This is a genomic window from Rhodococcus sp. OK302 (assembly GCF_002245895.1).
Taxonomy (GTDB): Bacteria; Actinomycetota; Actinomycetes; order Mycobacteriales; family Mycobacteriaceae; genus Rhodococcus_F.
On the sequence record NZ_NPJZ01000001.1, the window covers coordinates 4,431,804 to 4,452,500 of the forward strand.

At 61.8% G+C, this 20,697-nt stretch carries 17 protein-coding genes, 1 tRNA gene, 2 rRNA genes and 1 pseudogene (1 of these 21 cut by a window edge); all 21 read right to left on the minus strand.

Translation table 11 applies throughout. The annotated features are described in order from the left end of the window. Window positions 1-197 precede the first annotated feature (197 nt). On the minus strand, window positions 198-575 hold the full coding sequence (locus BDB13_RS20335; RefSeq protein WP_094273412.1) for an SdpI family protein: 378 nt from the start codon (window positions 573-575) through the stop codon (window positions 198-200). A gap of 95 nt (window positions 576-670) precedes the next feature. Next, a tRNA-Pro gene (locus BDB13_RS20340) sits at window positions 671-747 on the minus strand. 101 nt (window positions 748-848) lie between these two features. Next, a complete protein-coding gene (der, locus tag BDB13_RS20345) occupies window positions 849-2,279 on the minus strand; it encodes a ribosome biogenesis GTPase Der (RefSeq protein WP_094273414.1) in 1,431 nt (476 codons plus the stop codon). Continuing rightward, window positions 2,276-2,938, minus strand: a complete 663-nt coding sequence (cmk, locus tag BDB13_RS20350) for a (d)CMP kinase (RefSeq protein WP_176459735.1) — start codon at window positions 2,936-2,938, stop codon at window positions 2,276-2,278. Before cmk ends, der begins: the two co-directional genes overlap by 4 nt. Before the next feature lie 29 nt (window positions 2,939-2,967). Beyond that, window positions 2,968-3,834 (minus strand): annotated as a pseudogene (locus BDB13_RS33065) (pseudouridine synthase); the annotation flags it as partial. An 853-nt stretch (window positions 3,835-4,687) separates the two neighbouring features. Beyond that, window positions 4,688-5,407, minus strand: coding sequence for an SMC-Scp complex subunit ScpB (scpB, locus tag BDB13_RS20360; protein WP_094273420.1), 720 nt, complete (start codon window positions 5,405-5,407; stop codon window positions 4,688-4,690). Further along, window positions 5,404-6,219, minus strand: coding sequence for a segregation and condensation protein A (locus BDB13_RS20365; protein WP_094273421.1), 816 nt, complete (start codon window positions 6,217-6,219; stop codon window positions 5,404-5,406). The genes scpB and BDB13_RS20365 overlap by 4 nt, the downstream gene beginning before the upstream one ends. Beyond that, complete coding sequence (locus BDB13_RS20370) at window positions 6,216-7,091, minus strand: ParA family protein (protein WP_254923042.1); 876 nt, start codon at window positions 7,089-7,091, stop codon at window positions 6,216-6,218. Before BDB13_RS20370 ends, BDB13_RS20365 begins: the two co-directional genes overlap by 4 nt. 192 nt (window positions 7,092-7,283) lie before the next feature. After that, window positions 7,284-8,207, minus strand: a complete 924-nt coding sequence (gene xerD / locus BDB13_RS20375) for a site-specific tyrosine recombinase XerD (RefSeq protein ID WP_094273425.1) — start codon at window positions 8,205-8,207, stop codon at window positions 7,284-7,286. 1 nt (window position 8,208) lies between these two features. Next, window positions 8,209-8,841: an NUDIX domain-containing protein gene (locus BDB13_RS20380; RefSeq protein WP_094273427.1), complete on the minus strand. Its 633-nt coding sequence runs from the start codon at window positions 8,839-8,841 to the stop codon at window positions 8,209-8,211. A 6-nt stretch (window positions 8,842-8,847) separates the two neighbouring features. After that, entirely contained in the window at window positions 8,848-10,605 is a 1,758-nt protein-coding gene (locus tag BDB13_RS20385; RefSeq protein ID WP_094273428.1) for a CTP synthase, read from the minus strand. Between the two features lie 142 nt (window positions 10,606-10,747). After that, window positions 10,748-11,698: a copper transporter gene (locus BDB13_RS20390; RefSeq protein WP_094273430.1), complete on the minus strand. Its 951-nt coding sequence runs from the start codon at window positions 11,696-11,698 to the stop codon at window positions 10,748-10,750. Next, window positions 11,695-12,879 carry a putative cytokinetic ring protein SteA gene (gene steA, locus BDB13_RS20395; protein ID WP_094275060.1) on the minus strand — a complete coding sequence of 395 codons (1,185 nt, stop codon included), beginning with the start codon at window positions 12,877-12,879 and terminating at the stop codon, window positions 11,695-11,697. The genes BDB13_RS20390 and steA overlap by 4 nt, the downstream gene beginning before the upstream one ends. 89 nt (window positions 12,880-12,968) lie before the next feature. Then, complete coding sequence (gene recN / locus BDB13_RS20400) at window positions 12,969-14,744, minus strand: DNA repair protein RecN (RefSeq protein WP_094273432.1); 1,776 nt, start codon at window positions 14,742-14,744, stop codon at window positions 12,969-12,971. A 3-nt stretch (window positions 14,745-14,747) separates the two neighbouring features. Further along, a complete protein-coding gene (locus BDB13_RS20405; RefSeq protein ID WP_094273434.1) occupies window positions 14,748-15,695 on the minus strand; it encodes an NAD kinase in 948 nt (315 codons plus the stop codon). Beyond that, window positions 15,692-16,522: a TlyA family RNA methyltransferase gene (locus BDB13_RS20410; protein WP_094273436.1), complete on the minus strand. Its 831-nt coding sequence runs from the start codon at window positions 16,520-16,522 to the stop codon at window positions 15,692-15,694. Before BDB13_RS20410 ends, BDB13_RS20405 begins: the two co-directional genes overlap by 4 nt. Window position 16,523: 1 nt before the next feature. Then, window positions 16,524-16,766, minus strand: coding sequence for a hypothetical protein (locus BDB13_RS20415; RefSeq protein ID WP_094275061.1), 243 nt, complete (start codon window positions 16,764-16,766; stop codon window positions 16,524-16,526). Window positions 16,767-16,841: 75 nt separating this feature from the next. Next, window positions 16,842-17,825 (minus strand): HAD-IIA family hydrolase, encoded by a 984-nt coding sequence (locus BDB13_RS20420; protein WP_094273438.1) that lies wholly within the window; start codon window positions 17,823-17,825, stop codon window positions 16,842-16,844. Then, window positions 17,822-18,727: a hypothetical protein gene (locus tag BDB13_RS20425; RefSeq protein ID WP_094273439.1), complete on the minus strand. Its 906-nt coding sequence runs from the start codon at window positions 18,725-18,727 to the stop codon at window positions 17,822-17,824. The genes BDB13_RS20420 and BDB13_RS20425 overlap by 4 nt, the downstream gene beginning before the upstream one ends. Before the next feature lie 61 nt (window positions 18,728-18,788). Then, window positions 18,789-18,905: ribosomal RNA gene (gene rrf, locus BDB13_RS20430) — 5S ribosomal RNA — on the minus strand. 145 nt (window positions 18,906-19,050) lie between these two features. Then, a 23S ribosomal RNA gene (locus BDB13_RS20435) occupies window positions 19,051-20,697 on the minus strand; it runs 1,487 nt beyond the window's last position.

Consider the following 20,697-nt stretch of genomic DNA (forward strand, 5'->3'; position numbering starts at 1 on the left):
TGGACAACTGTCAGTACCTGCTGACGCGAGCCCGGCTTGCCGGTGACGACGATGCAGTCCGGCGATTCACCGAGTACCGAGAACTGTTGATTAGGCAGTCAGCCAGCATGAAAACTCATCTTCGCCTGGTGTAGGTGCGGCAACCTGGCTGATCCGTCCGAGCCAACGGCCCGGACGAGTGGCATGGCGCTCGTCGATCACCTTCCGGCTTGAAAGCGTTTAGCAGCACGGTCCCCCAGTAGTGATGCATGCACCAACATCCCCGTCACCACCACGAACAGAATGATCGAGAAGAGTACGGATGCCCTAGTTCCGAATCCCCACCACAAGCCCATCAGGAGCTGTATCGCTAACCCAGCCAACGCCATTCGCATTGTACGACGAAACGCAGGCGCTGCAATCCTGTGCGCCAACTGCCAGGCTGCGGGACTCGACATCGTTGCGCGGGTCCGAATCCCCACCAACTCGTTCGGGGTGTCACCGACAATCCGTTGCACCAGAACGACCGCGACCGCCAGCAACGCTGTCCCACCCGACAGAGAAATCGTCAGACCTAACAATTCTTGCGAATCCATACTCCCCCTGACCGATAATCACGACCCTCGAACCAACGCACCTATGGTGCACAAACAAGAAGGACCCGGTGAGAAATTCTCACCGGGTCCTTCTTTGGTCGGGCTGACAGGATTTGAACCTGCGACCACTTGACCCCCAGTCAAGTGCGCTACCAAGCTGCGCCACAGCCCGTCCCGCGCCCTTGTTTCGGGCGCTTGGAAAGATTACATCAGAGACGGGCTGAAGTACCAATCGGCTGGTCAGAGCCGTTTTAGTACCTTTTTGGCGGCAAACTAGCGGTTCTTGCGGTCGCGCTTCTCGCGAACTCGCACGGAAACACGAATCGGACTTCCGTCGAAGTTGAACTCTTCACGCAGACGACGCTCGAGGAACCGGCGGTAACCGGCCTCGAGGAAGCCTGTGGTGAAGAGAACGAAGGTCGGCGGACGCGTGCTTGCCTGCGTCGCGAACATGATGCGAGGCAGTCGACCGCCACGCATCGGCGGCGGGGTGGCCGCCACAACTTCCTTGAGCCAGGTATTCAAGCGACCCGTCGGGATGCGTTTGTCCCACGACTCCAGAGCCGTGTCGAGGGCCGGCACGAGCTTCTGCACAGCGCGACCCGTACGAGCGGAGATGTTGACTCGTGAAGCCCAGGGAACACGAACCAGGTCGCGGTCGATTTCCTTGTCCAACATGAGTCGACGGTCCTCGTCGACGAGGTCCCACTTGTTGAACGCGATCACCAAAGCGCGACCCGTGTCGGCCACCATGCTCAGGACGCGCAGGTCCTGCTCGGTGAGCGGCTCGTGTGCGTCGATCAGCAGGATCGCGACCTCAGCGGCCTCGATCGCGCTCTTCGTACGCAGCGACGCGTAGAACTCGGCGCCGCTGGCATGGCTAACGCGCTTGCGCAGTCCAGCCGTGTCAACGAAACGCCAAGGGCGTCCGCCCAATTCGACGATCGAGTCGACGGGGTCGACGGTGGTGCCGGCAACATCGTGCACGACGGAGCGCTCGTCGCCGGACAGCTTGTTGAGCAAGCTGGACTTTCCGACGTTCGGCTTTCCGACCAGTGCAACACGGCGGGGGCCGCCGCCGGGGATACCTTCACGCGGGGTTTCGGGCAGCTTGGCCAGAACCTCGTCGAGGAGATCTCCGGTTCCGCGGCCGTGCGTCGCACTCACGGAGTACGGCTGACCGAGGCCCAAGGACCACAGTGCTGCAACCTCGGACTCGGTGCGTCCGTCGTCCACCTTGTTGGCGACGAGGATGACCGGAGTCTTGGAGCGACGCAGTACGCGCGCTACAGCCTCGTCCGTGGCGGTTGCGCCGACAACAGCGTCGACGACAAGAAGGATCGCGTCAGCGGTTCCCATTGCCAGTTCGGCCTGACGAGCAACAGCCTGCTGAAGGCCCTTCGCGTCGGGCTCCCATCCGCCGGTGTCCTGGACGAGGAAGCGTCGACCGCTCCAGTTCGCCTCGTACGAAACACGGTCACGGGTGACGCCGGGGACATCCTCGACTACCGCTTCACGGCGGCCGATGATGCGGTTGACGAGCGTCGACTTACCGACGTTCGGTCGTCCCACCACAGCGAGTGTGGGGACGGCGACATACGGCTCGCCTTCACCGTCTGCTGCTTCGAGATCGAGGTGGTCCCACTCGGACTCCTCGTTCCAGACGCCGTCGCCGGCAAATTCGGTTACCAGATCGTCGCTCACTGCACTGCTCCAGTTCTGTCGCTGACCACCAGCACCAGCCTGGCGATCACATCCTCTATGCCCAATTCGCTGGTATCCACCAGTACGGAATCCTCGGCAGGGCGCAACGGCGACACTGCCCGAGTCGAATCGAGATGGTCACGGCGTTGCACGTCGGCTAACACCGCTTCGTAATTGTCTTCACGGCCTTGGCCGATGTTCTGCGTATTGCGCCGTGCCGCACGGGTTTCCGCGGATGCCGTCAGGAAGATCTTGACGTCCGCATCCGGAAGTACGACAGTTCCGATGTCTCGACCCTCGACGACGATGCGATCCGCACTCGACGCCAACTCACGCTGAGTCGCGACCAGCAGGTCTCGAACCTCGGGCACTGCCGACACTGCGGATACAGCCTTGGTCACCGCGTCGCCGCGGATCTCTTCACTGACATCCGCACCGTCGAGCAGAACCTGCTCGCCGGCCGGGTCGGTACCGATGGACCACGGCAACGACGCCACAGCAGCGGTGATCGCTGCCGAATCCTCCAGATCGATTCCGCTGCGAAGAACGTGCAGGGTCGCGATCCGGTAGATGGCTCCGGTGTCGAGGTAGCGGGCGCCCAGCTGCTGCGCCAACGCACGGGAGACACTGGACTTGCCGGTTCCGGACGGTCCGTCCATCGCGACAACCAGTGGCACCGACTGGTCGGTCACAGGCCGACCGCCTCGTACAGCCCACCGACCTCGCTACGACCGAGGACGCGCTGCGTTCCCGGACGCTGATCGCCGAGGGCGACAACTCCGACGTTGGTACGAACCAGACGGACCACGGGGTGACCGACGGAATCGAGGAGGCGACGAACGATGTGCTTGCGACCTTCGTGCAGAACCAGCTTGACGAGCGTCTTGCCCTCGTTGATCTCGAGGACGGTAACCAGGTCGACCTTGGCCGGACCGTCATCGAGGGTGACACCCTCACGCAGCTGCTTGGCAGTGCTGCGCTCGAGCACGCCGTGAACCGTCGCGAGGTACGTCTTCGGAACCTCGAACGACGGGTGCATCAGGCGGTGAGCCAGATCGCCGTCGTTGGTGAGGAGGAGCAGGCCTTCGGTATCCGCGTCGAGACGTCCGACGTGGAAGAGACGCTGACCCGACTGAACGCGCTCGGAGACGATGTCACCGACACACGGGCGACCGAGGTCGTCGGACATGGTGCACTGCCATCCACGCGGCTTGTTCATTGCCAAGTAGACGAGGTCCTTCTGGACGACGACGCGAACACCGTCAACACGAACCACTGCGTTCTCGGGGTCGACGCGCAGACCCTGCTCACGAACGATGCGACCGTCGACCTCGACACGACCCTGGTCGATCAGCTCTTCGGCTGCACGACGCGAAGCGACACCGGCCTGAGCCAGCACCTTCTGCAAGCGGACGCCGTCACCCTTGGGCGGGCCGTCCTGCTGCCCGACCTCGGCATGCTGATGACGAGCAGGCTTTGCGTTGGACACCAACGGGTTCTGGGTGGCTGCGCGCTGCGGCTTTTCGGACTTCACCTTGCCGCGCTTGTTGACTGCCGGCGGCGTCGGCGCTGCCGGGCGCTTGCGCGGAGGTCCGTCGAACTTGGATCCGCGGGGCGCGTTCGACCAGGCACCGCCACGAGGAGCTGCGGGGCGCTGCTCTTCACGGGGAGCGTTGCGATCGTCCGGGCGCGTTCCGTACGGTGCGCGACGAACGTCGACGTGGGGTGTGCGGCGATCATCGGCGCGAGGTGTGCGGCGATCGTCGTTGCGCGGCGCGTTGGAGCGACCGCCACGGGGGGCTTCGCTACGAGCTCCGCGAGGCGCATCAAAGCGACCACGAGGAGCTTCACTGCGTGCGTTGTACGAATTGTCGCGTCCACCACGGGGTGCATCAGAGCGTGCGCCACGGGGAGCGTCAGAACGTGCGCCGTACGAATTGTCGCCACGGGCTCCGCGGGGAGCGTCGTTACGCGATCCGTAGGTGTTTTCGCTGCGTCCACCACGAGGGGCGTCAGAGCGTGCGCCGCGCGGTGCGTCGTTGCGCGATCCGTAAGTGTTTTCGCTACGTCCACCACGAGGGGCGTCAGAGCGTGCGCCGCGCGGTGCGTCGTTGCGCGATCCGTAGGAATTGTCGCTGCGAGCTCCACGGGGAGCTTCACTGCGTCCACCACGAGGAGCGTCGCTGCGTGCGCCGTAGGAATTGTCGCCACGGGCTCCACGGGGAGCTTCGCTACGACCACCACGTGGGGCGTCGTTGCGGCCACCACGCGAGTCGCGGGAGTTGTTACGGTCCGGTGTGCCATCTCGGCGAGCGGGATTGTTCACTTTTTTCCTGTCAGTTTTTCTTTGTTTCCCGAGTATCGTCGGGTCTTTCTTCTGCGCTGACGGCCGACGCGGGGATGCCCGGTCAGTCGTCGACTTCGGTGTCCACTACGTCGGTGGTCACTTCCGCCTTGTTCATTCTCGCAAATCGCGGATCGGATTCCAGGCTTTCGCTGATGTCGTCGATCGATTCGACATCGGGCAAGAGCGGTGCCAACTCCGGAAGCTCGCTCAGCGAAGCCAGTCCGAGCCGTTCGAGGAACAGTTCGGTAGTGGAGTACCGTGTCGCGTTGGTGTCCGGGTCGGGCCCGGCTTCCGCGATCAGTCCGCGGGCGAGGAGTGTGCGTACCACCCCGTCCACGTTGACGCCTCGTACTGCACTGATCCGCGCACGAGTCAACGGTTGACGGTATGCGACTATCGCCAAAGTTTCCAATGCTGCGCGCGTCAATTTGGTGCGGGTGCCGTCCAATAGCAGCATTTCGACGTACGGGGCAAACTCCTGCCGGGTGTACAGACGCCAGCCGTCGCCGGCGTATCGCAGGTCCATTCCACTACCCCGAGCGGTCAGCGCAGCCGACATCAGCTTCAGGCGTTCTTCGACGCGGGCCGGATTTGTGCCGGTCACCGAGGCCAATTGAGAGACTTCCGCCGGCGAGTCAACTACTAGGAGTAGCGACTCCAACACTGCGTCGAGACGGTTGTCGTCCAGGTCGAAATCCGGTACCGACGCCTCCTCCGCGCTGAGCTCCTCATTTGTAGCGTCTAGCTGGGAAGATGTCACATCTTCCGGTTCGGTACTCATCCGTAATCCTCTTCTGTAACCGGCGCGATGTCGTCGTCGCCGGTCCATGTCACCAGGAGTTGCCCGAGCGCTTCGGGCTGGTCGAAAATGATGACTTTCCGTCGGTACAACTCGAGTAGCGCCAGAAAGCGCGCGACGATTTCGACGGTGGCATCGCAATCGTCGACCAGGTCGGAGAACGGCGTCCACTCCCCGGCCCCGCGCTCGCGCAGAAGTTCGAGTATTCGCTCGGCCTGTTCGGGTATCGAGATATTGGACACATGGAGGTGCTCGAGGCCCACGGTGGGCACCGGACGAGGCGTGAACACCGTCGCGGCAATCTCAGCAAAGCGCTGCGGATTCACCCCAAGCAACACTTCCGGCAGCAACGACGTGAACTGATCTTCGACGGATACCGACCGCGGATAGCGCCTCAGCGCGGCGTCCTCGAGTTCCCCGAACAGAGCGGCCATTTGCTTGTAGGCCCGATATTGAAGCAACCGCGCAAACAGCAGATCCCGGGCTTCCAGCAGTGCCAGATCCTCGGAGTCCTCGACCTCACCGGCGGGCAGGAGTCGAGCGGCTTTCAGATCGAGAAGCGTGGCTGCGACGACAAGAAACTCTGTGGTCTCGTCGAGACCCATCGCGCTACCCAGTTTCCGGGTGTACGCGATGAAATCGTCAGTAACCGTGTGCAGCGCAACCTCGGTGAGGTCGAGTTGACGTTGGTTGATCAGGTTCAGCAGTAGATCGAACGGCCCTTCGAAATTTCGAAGCGTTACGCGAAACTCTGAAACAGCGGCCGAATCTTCTTGCGGTGTAATCAGTTTCACTTACGACCAGACCGGTGGATCACTTCACGAGCCAATGCTCGATATGCCTCTGCCCCAGCCGATTTGGGCGCCCAGGTGGTAATCGGTTCGCCCGCCACACTGGTTTCGGGGAAGCGCACAGTTCGGTTGATAACCGTGTCGTAGACAACGTCGCCGAAGACCTCGACGACGCGGGCCATCACCTCGCGGGCATGCAGCGTTCGCGAATCGAACATCGTCACGACGATGCCGGCCAATTCGAGCTTGGAGTTGAGCCGATCGTGCACCTTTTCGACGGTATCGTTGAGCAACGCCAGGCCGCGCAAGCTGAAGTACTCGCATTCCATCGGAATGATGACGGAATCGGCGCAGGCCAGCGCGTTGACGGTCAGCAAACCGAGCGACGGTTGGCAATCGATGAGGACGTAGTCGTAGCGATCCAGAATCGGATGCAAGACGCGTCCCAGAGTCTGCTCGCGCCCCACCTCCGTGACCAGTTGAATCTCCGCGGCGGACAAGTCGATATTGCTCGGCAGCAAGTCCAGTCCGTCGATTCTGGTGCGCATCAGTACGTCGTCGATGGGGACGCGTGGTTCGACCAGCAGATTGTGAACAGTGAGTTCGAGATCGTGGTGCTGAACTCCCAGGCCGGCAGACAACGCTCCCTGCGGATCGAGGTCCACCAACAACACTCGACGCCCGTACTCGGCCAGCGCAGCACCCAGATTGATCGTGGAGGTCGTCTTGCCGACGCCACCCTTCTGGTTGCACATCGCGATGATCATCGCGGGACCGTGGTGCGCCAACGGCGTAGGCATCGGTACGTCACGTACCGGACGGCCGGTGGGACCCAACTCGGACTCTAATTCTCCGGAAGGGATGTGGGAGGGCATAGTGACATGCGGCGGCGCGGACTCCGCCGCTGATGGCTGCGATGTCGACACGGTCCGATGCTCCCCTGTTCTTTCGGTGGTTGCTCTCGGCGCCGCAACCCCTGAAAATCCTCTCAGAGACCACTCGCGCGCTTTGAACGCTACCGCTTCCACGCCCGATTTCTCTCACAGACACGCATTGTTCACACGCGCCTATCGCGCCCGTGGGTGTGCCTGCGCCCACACTTCTCGCAGCGCAGTCACTGTGACCAGGGTGTAAATCTGCGTCGTGGTCACCGACGCGTGACCGAGAAGTTCCTGTACGACGCGGACATCTGCCCCACCGTCGAGGAGGTGGGTGGCAAATGAGTGCCGCATGGTGTGCGGGGAGACATCGGCCTTGATTCCGGCAGAGAGTGCTGCGTCGTGAAGAATCTGCCAAGCACTTTGACGGGACAATCTTCCGCCACGGGCGTTGAGGAACAGCGCCGGCAATCCCCGTGTCGCCAGAGCAGGCCGCCCTCGGACCAGATACGCGTCGACGGCTTCGATCGCGGGGCGCCCGATCGGAACTACCCGCTGCTTCCCGCCCTTGCCCTTCAGAAGCACTGAACGGGATTCGGTGTCGATGTCGTCGACGTCGAGGTCGACGGCTTCGGTGATGCGTGCGCCCGTGGAGTACAGAAGTTCCAACAGCGCGCGATCTCGTAGGTCACGGGGACCGTCGCCGGCTGCGCCACCACCGGAAGCCTCGAGCAGTGCGATGACGTCGTCGAGTGAGAGTGCCTTGGGCAGTTTGCGCCCCGGGGTCGGCGGTTTCACGGTTCTGGCAACGTCGACGTCGGCCAGACCTTCTGCGGCACAGAACTTGTGGAAACCGCGAACCGCGATCAAGGTGCGTGCGGCAGAACTCGATGCCAAGGGGACGGCGCCGGATTCCTTGTCGCCCCGGCGCAACGACGTCACGAATTCCGTGACATCGGCTTCACCGACTCGCGAAACGTCGTCAATGCTGAGTGCGTTGAGATATTCGACGTACCGGTACAGATCGCGTCGATACGAAAGAAGTGTGTTGCGAGCAGATCCTCGCTCGACCGCTAGATGGTCGAGAAACGAATCGACCTGTCGGGCAAGCACATCAGGCCCGGGCCTTGCGTTCCCCGAAGGCCGTCGGACGATCCGGCCATGGAGCGTCGGCAGGCCGCAGAGTCGTGCCCGAGGAACGCGCCGCAACGAGGGCGAGGATGCCCGATACAGCCGTGGCATTCACCAGATCACCGCGTAGCGCCATGTCGACGGCCTCCGACAACGGAACACGGGCAATCTGTAGGTCAGCTTCTTCGTGTTCCGGGTCTTCACGGTCGACGTCATGCAGGCCCTCGGCGAGAAATACCCGAACGGCTTCGTCGGTGAATCCGGGTGAGAGTGCAACGTCGACGAGCACCGACCAGCGATCCGCGCCCAGTCCGGTCTCTTCGCCCAACTCACGTGCGGCAGCGTCGACCGGATTCTCACCCGGTGCATCCAGCAGACCCGCCGGGATTTCCCACAGACGATGACCGAGAGGATGCCGGTACTGGTGGATCAGAACAAGATTGTCGTCGGCGTCGAGCGCAACCACTGCTACCGCGCCGTGGTGTTCCACGACTTCCCGGTCGGCACGATGATTCCCCGGCATCACTACGGAGTCCACCCGGAGCGCGATGATCGCGCCCGAGTAGATGGTGGTGGAGTCGAGGGTCTCGAATTCGTGCCGACCGGGATCGCTCATGTGTGGTTAGACCTTTTCTGCGGTCTCGGCTGCATCGAGCGCCGTTTCTGTCGCCGCGGTATCGATCGACTTTTCACCGTGAACATCGACGGGGAGACGCTCTTCGAGCTTGTACTTCAACGCTGCTTCGATAAACGCCGCGAACAGCGGATGCGGGCGCGTCGGGCGGCTCTTGAGCTCCGGGTGCGCCTGCGTGGCAACGAAGAACGGATGCACCTCACGCGGGTACTCGACGAACTCGACCAGGTGCCCGTCCGGTGACGTGCCGCTGAACTTCAAGCCGGACTTGGCAATACGATCGCGGTAGGTGTTGTTGACCTCGAAACGGTGACGGTGACGCTCGGACACGTCCTCCGTTCCGTAAGCCTGGGCCGCAACCGAACCCTTGGTCAGCACAGCCGGGTAGGCGCCGAGACGCATGGTGCCACCGAGGTCTGCCTCGCCCGCGATGACGTCTTCCTGATCAGCCATGGTGGAGATGACGGGGTGCTTGGTGTCGGGCTCGAACTCGGCCGAGTTGGCATCGGTGAGACCAACGCTGCGCGCGGCTTCGATGACAACGCACTGCAGACCCAGGCAGATTCCGAGCAGCGGGAGCTTCCGTGCACGGGAGTAGCTGATCGCGCCGAGCTTGCCCTCGATGCCGCGGATGCCGAAGCCGCCGGGGATCAGAATGGCGTCGACGTCGCCGAGCGCTGCCTGCGCACCAGCTTCGGTTTCACAAGCGTCGGAGGGAACCCAGGAGATTTCCACCTTGGAACGGTGAGCGAAGCCACCGGCGCGCAAGGCCTCGGTGACCGACAGGTACGCATCCGGCAGGTCGACGTACTTACCGACCAATGCAACGCGAACGGTCTCGCGCGGCTGGTGGACACGATCGAGGAGGTCGCCCCAGACAGTCCAGTCGACGTCACGGAACGGGAGTCCGAGCTGGCGAACGACATACGCGTCCAAGCCCTCACGATGGAGAACCTTCGGAATGTCGTAGATCGACGGTGCGTCGGGAGTGGAAATGCAGGCGTCGACGTCGACGTCACACATCAGGGCGATCTTGTTTTTGAGGCCCTGTGGGACGTCGCGATCGCAACGGAGGATCAGCGCGTCGGGCTGAATACCGATGCTGCGCAACGACGCGACCGAGTGCTGCGTCGGCTTGGTCTTGAGTTCTCCGGAGGGGCCGAGGAACGGCACGAGGGAGACGTGGAGGAAGAAGACGTTGTCGCGGCCGACATCGTGGCGGACCTGACGGGCTGCCTCGAGGAAGGGCTGCGACTCGATGTCACCGACGGTTCCACCGATTTCGGTGATGACGACGTCGGGGCGGTGTCCCTGCAGATCCGGACCGCTCATCGCGAGGATGCGACGCTTGATCTCGTCGGTGATGTGCGGGATGACCTGGACGGTGTCGCCCAGGTATTCGCCGCGGCGTTCCTTGGCGATGACCGTCGAATACACCTGGCCGGTGGTGACATTGGCCTGACCGGAGAGGTCACGATCGAGGAACCGCTCGTAGTGTCCGACGTCCAGATCTGTTTCGGATCCGTCCTCGGTGACGAAGACCTCGCCGTGCTGGAAGGGGTTCATGGTGCCCGGATCCACATTGAGATAGGGATCGAGCTTCTGCATGGTCACGCGCATCCCTCGCGCGGTCAACAACTGTCCCAGACTCGAGGCGGTCAAACCTTTGCCGAGCGAGGAAGCAACACCTCCACTGACGAAGATGTGCTTGGTGGCGGTACGCGGGTTAGTGCGTGACTGTGGCAAAAGAGACTCCCGTGACGACTGTGCAGGGCTTGATCTGATGAAGCATGTTGGGGCCTGCCGACCCACGGGATTTCACGGTAACACCAATCGGGTGTCGACGCCTCCCGCGCGCCGACTTTCGCCCCGCGATGTGACCGGCGTATCAGCTCGCGGGCGCCCCGACCGTGATTGCAGCGGCTCCCGGGCCCGTTCCGTACCGTCCGGCTCCGCCGTTCAACTGCTCTTGCAATGCCAGCGAGGTCGTGATCTTGCCCGACTCGCGGTCGACATTGTCGATGGTCGTCAGACCGGCTGAGAGCGCCGCATCGGCACGCACGACGGCAACCGGACCATTGCCGTCAGCCGAGCCAGGTCGACCCGCCAAAACGGTCCCTGCGCCGCGGCCGTCCAAGGCGCCGGCAAAGCGTGCGACGACAGCCCCGCGGTTTCCGGAAGTTGTGGCGTCGTCCGCCTTGTTGTCACCCGTGAGAACCACCGCGAGTTGCGCGGGCTTGACTGCGCCGTCGTACGCGATGAATCCCGCGCTACGCAACGTGTCCAGTGCCAAGTTCAGTTCATCCGGAGTGCTCTGCGGTTCACTCGTCGTCCCGTTCAGCAAGAGCACCGATCCGAGTAGGTCTCCTGCAAGACTGCCCTGGTCGACAGCGCCGGTCTTGAGGGTGATGCCCGCCGGAATGACGTTGTTGACGACGGTACGCAGACGGTCACCACCGCTGGCGTCGACAAAAGAATCTGTGAGCGAGACTCGGCCCGTCACGGCTCCACCGGAGGCGGTGATCAAGCGGGTGACGCCGTCCAAGTCACTCGGATCGGTATCGGGTGCGGTCACGATGACGACGGTGCGACCCGCCAGAGAATCACGGACGACACGTCCACCGACCGCGGCGTCGAAGCCGTCGGCGGAGTTGAGTTGTTCTGCAAGACCGTTCTTCTGGTCGTTGAGATTTTCGATCTCGTTCTGCAGGTCCACCTTGTCGTCGCGCAGACCGGAAAGCAACCCACTGGACAACATCCCTGAACCGAGAACCACGCCGATGGCGAGAGCCAGGAAAATTGCCGCTATGGAAATAGCATGTTGACGCATCGAAATCACTTGAAGAGCCCCTGAACCCACAGCGCGAAGCTGTTCCATGTTGCGATTGCCCAGTCGAGAACTTCACTACCGGCATTGGACACGACCAGCGCGACGATAACCGCGACCAGTGCGGCGAGCACCAGAAGAGCGATCGCTCCCCCGGACACCCGACTTCGATACAGCGTTGCGACGGCCTTGGCGTCGACGAGTTTCGGCCCGACCTTGAGCCTGGTCATGAACGCCGACGGATTACTTTCCCGGCGCGCACGATCGAAGAATTCGTCGAGCGAGACGACATTGCCGACCGTGACGATCAACGAAGCCCCATGGTGATCGGCGAGCAAGAGCGCCAGATCGGTCGGCGAGCCCGTCGCCGGGAACGTCATGGCACCGATACCCAGATCCTGGATACGCGAAAGACCGGCCGCGTGACCGTCCTGATCAGCCGGGAGCACCACCTCGGCACCGGACTTGAGGGTGGCGCTGGTGATCTCTTCCGGGTCGCCCACGATGAGGTCGGGGCGGTATCCGGCTTGGCTCAGTACATCGGCACCCGCACCGACGCCGATCAGAATCGGCGAGTACTCCTTGATGAACGGCTTGAGGTTCTTCAAATCCTGCTCGTGATCGGGCCCATCGGACACAACCACGACGTGGCGATCCTTGAGCTCGATGTCGACATCGGGCACACCGATGCCGTCGATGAGAAGCGGGCTCTCGGTTCGGATGAACTCGATTGTGTTGCCGGAGAACGCCTCCAGGTGATCGACCAAACCGGTCTTTGCTTCGATCATCCGGTCCGAGATCTCGGCTTCCGACTGCTCTTCGCCCTTGACCAGCGACTTCGAGCCGTTGAACACCTCGCCCTCGTGCAGGCGGATCTTGCTGCCGTCCTTGATGTTCTTGAAGACTTCGCTGTCCGGCGCGTCGATCAGGACGATGCCGTTGGCGACCATCACCTCGGGACCGAGGTTCGGGTACCGACCGGAGATGGACGGCGACGCGTTGACGACGGCCAGAACTCCGGCTTTCACCAGAGCGTCGGCTGTACGACGGTCGATGTCGAGTTCGTCCAGAACGACGATATCCCCGGGACCGACACGGCGTAAAAGCTTGGCCGTATTCCGGTCGACCCTGGCGATGCCGCTGATCCCAGGCAACGACTCGGTGTTACGGGAGAGCAATGCGGGCATCTTCATGGCTTCGATGATGAACCCGAAGTCACCGTGATCGGTGGAGGCGCGCCGAATCAATTACCACATCAGTCACATACCACACCACGAATCCATCAATCTGTGACGCGTGCCGCACTTGCTATCTCCAGCAATTCCTCGGCGTGTGCTCGACCGGTTTCAGTGTCGTCCAAACCTGCCAACATTCGAGCTAGTTCGACGACGCGCTCGCTGTCAGACAGCGTACGAACGCCACTACTGACGACGCCACCCTTGTCGTCGACCTTGTCGACCACCAGGTGAGTGTCAGCGAATGCCGCAACCTGCGGAAGGTGCGTCACCACGATTACCTGGTGGGTACGAGCGAGCTTGGCCAATCGTCGACCGATCTCGACGGCCGCGCGCCCGCCGACGCCGGCATCCACCTCGTCGAACACCATGGTCGCGCCGGTATCGCTACCGGCCAGCACAACTTCAAGCGCCAACATGACGCGTGAGAGTTCACCGCCGGAAGCGCTCTTGCTGATCGGCAGTGACGGAGCGCCACTGTGCGCGGACAAGCGGAACTCGACCTCGTCGACACCGCCGGAACCGGCATGCAGTTCCACTCCCCCGACATCGAGCGGAGCAGAATCCTGCGCGCCGGCAACCTGCTGACGGACGCTCACTTCCAAACCTGCCCGACCCATCGCCAGTCCCGCCAGTTCCGCGCTGACGGATTTCGACAGTTTTGCTGCCGCCTTCACGCGGGCCGCGCTGAGTTTGGCGGCCGCGTCGGCAGTCAGAGCAGCGGTTTCCTCGACCTGCTTGCTCAGCAAGCCCAAAGCGTCCGACGACACATCAAGCTTGGACAGGCGTGCGCGAGCGGTATCGGCCCATTCGAGAACACCGTCGACATCGGCCGCATATTTCCGTGTCAGGGTCTTGAGTTCGGATTGCCTCGAAAGTAGAGAATCCAAGGCACCCGGATCGGCCGGCAATCCGGCGAGGTAGGAATTGAGATCGCCGGCCACATCGGTGACGACGGCGATCGCATCGGCCAACCGCGCGGCCAAACCGTCCAAATCTGTGTCGGTCACGGACTCGATCCGTGCGCGGGCCTCGGACATCAGATCGAGAGCCGGTGACACACGCACCTCACCACTGGACAGATCGTCACTACCGGCCAGCGCTGCGTGCGCTTCCTCGGCGGCCGACCGCAGCGAATCCAAATCGCTGAGCCGACGAACCTCCGCGACGATCGAGGCATCCTCACCGGGTTCCGGTGCTACACCGTCGATTTCATTGAGCGCAAAAGTCAACTGATCTGCTTCTTGCGCAAGTTCACGGGCCTTCGACGTCCGCTCGATCAGTTCGGACCGAGCGTCGAGCCACTCACGACGATGCTTCCGATACCGCGTCAGGAGAGTGCCGATCGCCTTGTCGCCGAAACGATCCAGCGCATTGCGCTGCTGATCAGGACGCAGCAAACGCAACTGGTCGTTCTGACCGTGCACCGTCAGCAAAGGATCGGTGAACTCCGACAACACACCGGCGGGAACGCTACGACCACCGAGGTGAGCACGCGACCGACCGTCACTGCCTACCGTTCGGACGGCGATGATGCTGCCGTCCTCGTCACGCTCGGCTCCGGAAGATTCGAGGATTCGTACGATCTCGCGTTCCGTCGCCGGCGACACGTCGGTGACGAATCGCCCCTCGACTACTGCGCGGGACGCACCCAGTCGCACACGGCCGGCATCGGCGCGGGCGCCGCTGAGCAGGTGCAGACTGGTAACGACCATCGTCTTACCGGCACCGGTCTCACCGGTCAGGACTGTCAAACCCTCGTGAAACTGGGCCGACGCTTCGGAAATTACTCCCAGGCTGTCGATTCGAATCTCTGCGAGCACTGTTTAAGGCTTCCTTCCTCGCCAACCGGTGACCGGAAGTTCGAACTTTCGAACCATCCGATCCGCGAAAGGCGCAGAGTCGAGGCGTACCCACTTGACCGGTTGTGCACCACGAACGACCTCGACACGGCCACCGGCCGGAAGTTCCAATGTGCGACGGCCGTCGAGAAATACAAGACCGTCATGACTACCGGCAACGGTCTCCACTGCGATCAGCGATTCCGGGCTGGTGACCAACGGACGAGCGAACAACGCGTGTGCATTGCTCGGAACAACAAGCAGCGCTTCGAGTTCCGGCCACACGACGGGGCCGCCGGCGGAAAATGCATATGCCGTCGAACCGGTCGGAGTAGAGACGAGCACTCCGTCGCAACCGAATGCTGACACCGGCCGGCCGTCGACTTCGAGAACAACTTCGAGAACGCCCAGCCGAGAGCGGTTTTCGATGCTGGCCTCGTTCAGAGCCCAACCGCGATCGATGATCTCGTCATCCACACGGATCACGACATCCAAAGTCATCCGGGGTTCGACGCGATATTCCTTGCGGACTACCTGCGCGAGTGCCTCGTCAAGGTGTTCGGCTTCGGTTTCCGCAAGGAATCCGATTCGACCCAAGTTGATGCCGAGAACGGGAATCGACGCCTCGTGTGCCAATTCCGCTGCACGCAAAAATGTTCCGTCGCCGCCGAGCACGAGCACCAATTCGCAGCCGACTGCCGCGTTCGGGCCCGGATGGACCACGGTGACATCGAGATCCGGTGCCGAGAAACCCTCCGGCGCGTTCATCGCCTCGATACGGGAACTGTCAGCTTCATCGACCAGAACACGCAACCCGATTCCGGCGCGCTCGAAAATCTTCCCGACGCGTCGGGCAGTTTCGGCGATCTCCCGTCGACCGGGATGCGCAACCAACAGAATCTGACGCGCTTCGCCCCCAGCAGCTGCGGTCACTGCGGCCCTTCCTCTACAGCCTTGCGGATCAGTTCCTCGACCGACGGCGAGCCGTCTGCCGGCTCCTCGGGAGCGCTCTCTTTACGCAGCCAGAGGAAGTACTCGACATTTCCGGACGGGCCCGGCAGCGGACTCGCGACAACACCCAAGGTCCGCAACCCGACCTTGGCCGCGGCTTCGGACACTTCGAGAACCGTCGAGATTCGAAGCTCCGGGTCACGTACGACGCCACCGGCGCCCACGCGGTCCTTACCGACCTCGAATTGCGGCTTCACCATCGGTACCAGATCGGCTCCGTCGGCCGTGCACGCGACAAACGCCGGAAGAACAAGTTTGAGAGAGATGAACGAGAGGTCCGCGACCACCAGGTCGACTGGGCCGCCGATGGTCTCGGCATCGATTGCACGCACATTGGTGCGGTCGATGACATGTACTCGCTCGTCGGACTGCAAGCGCCACACCAACTGGCCGTAGCCGACGTCGACCGCCACAATTTCTTTGGCGCCGCGCGTCAAGAGAACGTCGGTGAACCCGCCGGTGGATGCACCGGCGTCCAGGCAACGACGACCGGCAACACTGAGTCCGGATTCACCGAAAGCGTCGAGGGCGCCGATCAGTTTGTGTGCACCGCGAGAAGCCCAGGAAACTTCCTGCTCCACCTCGATTACTCGGAGCGGAGTTCCGGCTTCGATGGCGGTGGCCGGCTTGGTTGCGACGGCCCCCGCGATCAGGACTCGATTTGCAGCGATCAACTCTTGTGCGTGATCGCGAGAACGCGCCAATCCGCGACGGACAAGTTCGGCGTCCACCCGTGCTCTACGTGCCATGTCAGACCCTGTCCACAGACGCGAGTGCTTGGACCAGCACCTCGTGTGCTTGTTCCAATATGTGCGCCTTGTGTGGAATCACGCCTGCTCCGTGCTGATCGTTCGGATCCTGTTCGAGATCGCCGAGACGCGCTAGTAGAGAGTCGACGTCGGAACGAATCGTTTCCGGGTCAACGGTGCGCGGTGGCCCGGGCACAGGAGTTCCTGCGCTGCTATTTCCGGGTTGGGGTGTCGGCGTGCTCATCGCGGACAACGCTAGTGCATGACTGTTGGTTGCGCATACATCGATACCCCCGCGAGTCGAACACACAATCGAGGGCTACAGCTGCCACGAATCTACGACGCGTTGAACTTCAGCGTCGGCGGCTTCGATGGTCGTGAAGGACGGATGCGCCCAGGCAACCGGAGACAGTGCTCGTAGCAGTGACATCTCGTCACCCACCATCGGCCCATCCACACACAGCGCCGTGTCACGCACTGATATGGCCCACTTGGAATCGGTACCGACCAACGATTCGACGGCCGGCTGGTTCAGCGAATCCAACGTTGCGGAAATGTAGGTAGGGCGCTGAACGGCCGGAGCGCGCAAGACATCAGCTGCGGTACTGACACCGGTCAGAACCAACAGCGAATCCAGCGAAACTGCGTGCGCGCCTTCGATATCGGTATCAAGACGATCGCCGACGACCAACGGCTTTGCACAGCCGCTTCGGCGCAGCGCGTCATTCATCAACGGCGCTGCCGGCTTTCCAGCCACCAGCGGTTCTTGACGCGTTGCAGCACGCAATGCTGCAACCATCGAGCCGTTTCCGAGCACGAGTCCACGCTCGGTCGGGAGCGTGGTATCGAGATTCGCAGCAACCCACAGGGCTCCGCCACGAATCGCTAGGCATGCTTCCGCCAGGATCGACCAATCGGTTGTCGTCGAATGACCCTGTACGACGGCGACTGGCGAATCGGCAAAAGCTCGAACCGGACGTAAACCGACCGCCGTGATCTCGTCGGCCAGCGCTTCCGTACCGACAATCAGAACAGCCGACCCGGGAGCGACCCGTTCGGCGACCAGGCGTGCCGCAGTCTGAGAACTGGTGACGACGCGATCCTCAGTAGAATCAAAGCCGAGTTCCGTCAGATGCGCTGAGACGTCCGACGGGGATCGACTTGCATTATTCGTCACGTAATACAGGGCTTGCGATCCCTGGCCCAGAGCACTCTGGGTACCAGGAATCGCATGAGCACCCGCATAGAGTGTCCCGTCGAGATCAAGCAGAAGTACGTCGTATTGGCTACGAAGCACTGTCACTGATCTTCTCCGGACAGCTCCGCAACCCGCTCTTCCGCGTCAGTATCGTCTTCGAGGTCTGCAGCAGCTGCATTGAGGAACCACTTCAGACCGTCTTCGATACGGCCGGCCGCAACAAGTGCGTCGGCATAGGCGTAGAACAGTCGGGCTGCTGCCAATCCGGTACGCGATGCGTCCAGATCGGCTGTCTGCAAGGTAACGACAGCCTGATCGAACTGACCGAGATCCATTCGAGCACCCGCCACGACAATCCGAAGCTCCGACGCCTCGTCGCCTGACAGCTGCGCAGCTTCGTCACTGCGACCGAGTTCGATCGCCCGCTCGGGACGACCCAATCCACGTTCGCAGTCAGCCATCACGGCGATCAGTCCCGGGCCACCAGCCATACGGCGGGCAGCACGAAGTTCGGACAAAGCCTCGGCCCACTCACCAGCGTGGTAAGCGGTGATGCCGGCGGCTTCACGAACAACTGCGATCCGACCGGCACGCTGACGGGCAGCGCGCGCGTGAAGTAGCGCAAGTTCTGGATCGTCGTCGACCAATTTGCCGGCCATGACGAGGTGGCGCGCAACAGTGTTGGCGTTGTCCTTGTCCAAGCTCAGCAGGTCCCGACGAACTGCCGGGTCCAATTCGGTCGGCTCTACATCATCGGGTAGATCTGGTTCGTCAGGACGCGCTGCCTGACGTGAATTCCGGTCGCCTTCGCGTCCACGAGGGGCGAATCCACCCTCGCCGCCGCGACGCTGTCCGCCGGACCTATCTCCTCCGTTGCCGCCGCGGCGGTCGCCGCCACCGCTGCTTCGGGGACCTCGCCCGTCGTTGTCACGACGGGGGCCACCTGATTGAGGCGCTCCTCCCCCACGGAAGGACCGACGCTCGTCGCCATTCTCCGACACAGTCATTCCTTTCATACAACGCACGAAAGGGGACCCAGTATGTTGGGTCCCCTTTCGGTTAACGGGTGTTCGGCGGTGTCCTACTCTCCCACACCCTGTCGAGTGCAGTACCATCGGCGCTGAAGGGCTTAGCTTCCGGGTTCGGAATGGGACCGGGCGTTTCCCCTTCGCTATGACCGCCGTAACTCTATGAAACTGTCACAGTAACCAACCCTGAACCAGATCCTCCACACACCCACCAACCCGCAAGGGCTGATCGATGATGGATGATCGAAATCAAGGTATCTGTGTGTTGTTTCAGATACCGCACAGTGGACGCGTAGCTTCTTTGTGGTAAGTCCTCGGCCTATTAGTACCAGTCACCTACATCCGTTACCGGACTTCCAGTTCTGGCCTATCAACCCGGTGGTCTGCCGGGGGCCTTACCCCCTTCAAGGGGTGAGAAACCTCATCTTGGAACAGGCTTCCCGCTTAGATGCTTTCAGCGGTTATCCCTTCCGAACGTAGCTAACCAGCAGTGCTCCTGGCGGAACAACTGGCACACCAGAGGTTCGTCCGTCCCGGTCCTCTCGTACTAGGGACAGCCTTCCTCAAGTTTCTTACGCGCGCGGCGGATAGAGACCGAACTGTCTCACGACGTTCTAAACCCAGCTCGCGTGCCGCTTTAATGGGCGAACAGCCCAACCCTTGGGACCTACTCCAGCCCCAGGATGCGACGAGCCGACATCGAGGTGCCAAACCATCCCGTCGATATGGACTCTTGGGGAAGATCAGCCTGTTATCCCCGGGGTACCTTTTATCCGTTGAGCGACACCGCTTCCACTTGCCGGTGCCGGATCACTAGTCCCGACTTTCGTCCCTGCTCGACCTGTCAGTCTCACAGTCAAGCTCCCTTGTGCACTTGCACTCGACACCTGATTGCCAACCAGGCTGAGGGAACCTTTGGGCGCCTCCGTTACATTTTGGGAGGCAACCGCCCCAGTTAAACTACCCACCAGGCACTGTCCCTGAACCAGATCATGGTCCGAGGTTAGAGGTCCAATTCGATCAGAGTGGTATTTCAACAGCGACTCCACAGTAACTGGCGTCACCGCTTCACAGTCTCCCACCTATCCTACACAAACCGAACCGAACACCAATACCAAGCTGTAGTGAAGGTCCCGGGGTCTTTTCGTCCTGCCGCGCGTAACGAGCATCTTTACTCGTAATGCAATTTCGCCGAGTCTACGGTTGAGACAGCTGAGAAGTCGTTACGCCATTCGTGCAGGTCGGAACTTACCCGACAAGGAATTTCGCTACCTTAGGATGGTTATAGTTACCACCGCCGTTTACTGGGGCTTAAATTCTCAGCTTCGCCACCGAAGTGACTAACCGGTCCTCTTAACCTTCCAGCACCGGGCAGGCGTCAGTCCGTATACATCGTCTTACGACTTCGCACGGACCTGTGTTTTTAGTAAACAGTCGCTTCTCACTGGTCTCTGCGGCCCCACTCAGCTCAGGAAGCAAGTTCCGTCACCAAACAGGGCCCCCCTTCTCCCGAAGTTACGGGGGCATTTTGCCGAGTTCCTTAACCATAGTTATCTCGATCGCCTTAGTATTCTCTACCTGACCACCTGTGTCGGTTTGGGGTACGGGCCGTGTGAAAGCTCGCTAGAGGCTTTTCTCGGCAGCATAGGATCACTGAATTCGCCTCAATCGGCTACGCATCACGTCTCAGGCTTCATGTGACCCGGATTTGCCTAGGTCACGCCCTACACGCTTACACCAGTATTACCACTGACTGGCTCAGCTACCTTCCTGCGTCACCCCATCGCTTGACTACTACCAGGAAAGGTCCCGTGCATCCACCAACTCGAGACCCGAAGGTCTTCTCGTGGCTTCAGGACAGTTAGTACTCCTGATTCATCATGGGCGCGTTCACACGGGTACGGGAATATCAACCCGTTGTCCATCGGCTACGCCTGTCGGCCTCGTCT

What these genes read in the sequence shown, in the direction of transcription:
- BDB13_RS20370 (WP_254923042.1), bottom strand. Translation starts at nt 7,091, where the DNA reads ATGCCCTCCCACATCCCTTCCGGAGAATTAGAGTCCGAGTTGGGTCCC.
- steA (WP_094275060.1), bottom strand. Translation starts at nt 12,879, where the DNA reads ATGAAGATGCCCGCATTGCTCTCCCGTAACACCGAGTCGTTGCCTGGG.
- BDB13_RS20335 (WP_094273412.1), bottom strand. Translation starts at nt 575, where the DNA reads ATGGATTCGCAAGAATTGTTAGGTCTGACGATTTCTCTGTCGGGTGGG.
- cmk (WP_176459735.1), bottom strand. Translation starts at nt 2,938, where the DNA reads ATGGACGGACCGTCCGGAACCGGCAAGTCCAGTGTCTCCCGTGCGTTG.
- BDB13_RS20415 (WP_094275061.1), bottom strand. Translation starts at nt 16,766, where the DNA reads ATGAGCACGCCGACACCCCAACCCGGAAATAGCAGCGCAGGAACTCCT.
- BDB13_RS20380 (WP_094273427.1), bottom strand. Translation starts at nt 8,841, where the DNA reads ATGAGCGATCCCGGTCGGCACGAATTCGAGACCCTCGACTCCACCACC.
- BDB13_RS20425 (WP_094273439.1), bottom strand. Translation starts at nt 18,727, where the DNA reads ATGACTGTGTCGGAGAATGGCGACGAGCGTCGGTCCTTCCGTGGGGGA.
- BDB13_RS20410 (WP_094273436.1), bottom strand. Translation starts at nt 16,522, where the DNA reads ATGGCACGTAGAGCACGGGTGGACGCCGAACTTGTCCGTCGCGGATTG.
- scpB (WP_094273420.1), bottom strand. Translation starts at nt 5,407, where the DNA reads ATGAGTACCGAACCGGAAGATGTGACATCTTCCCAGCTAGACGCTACA.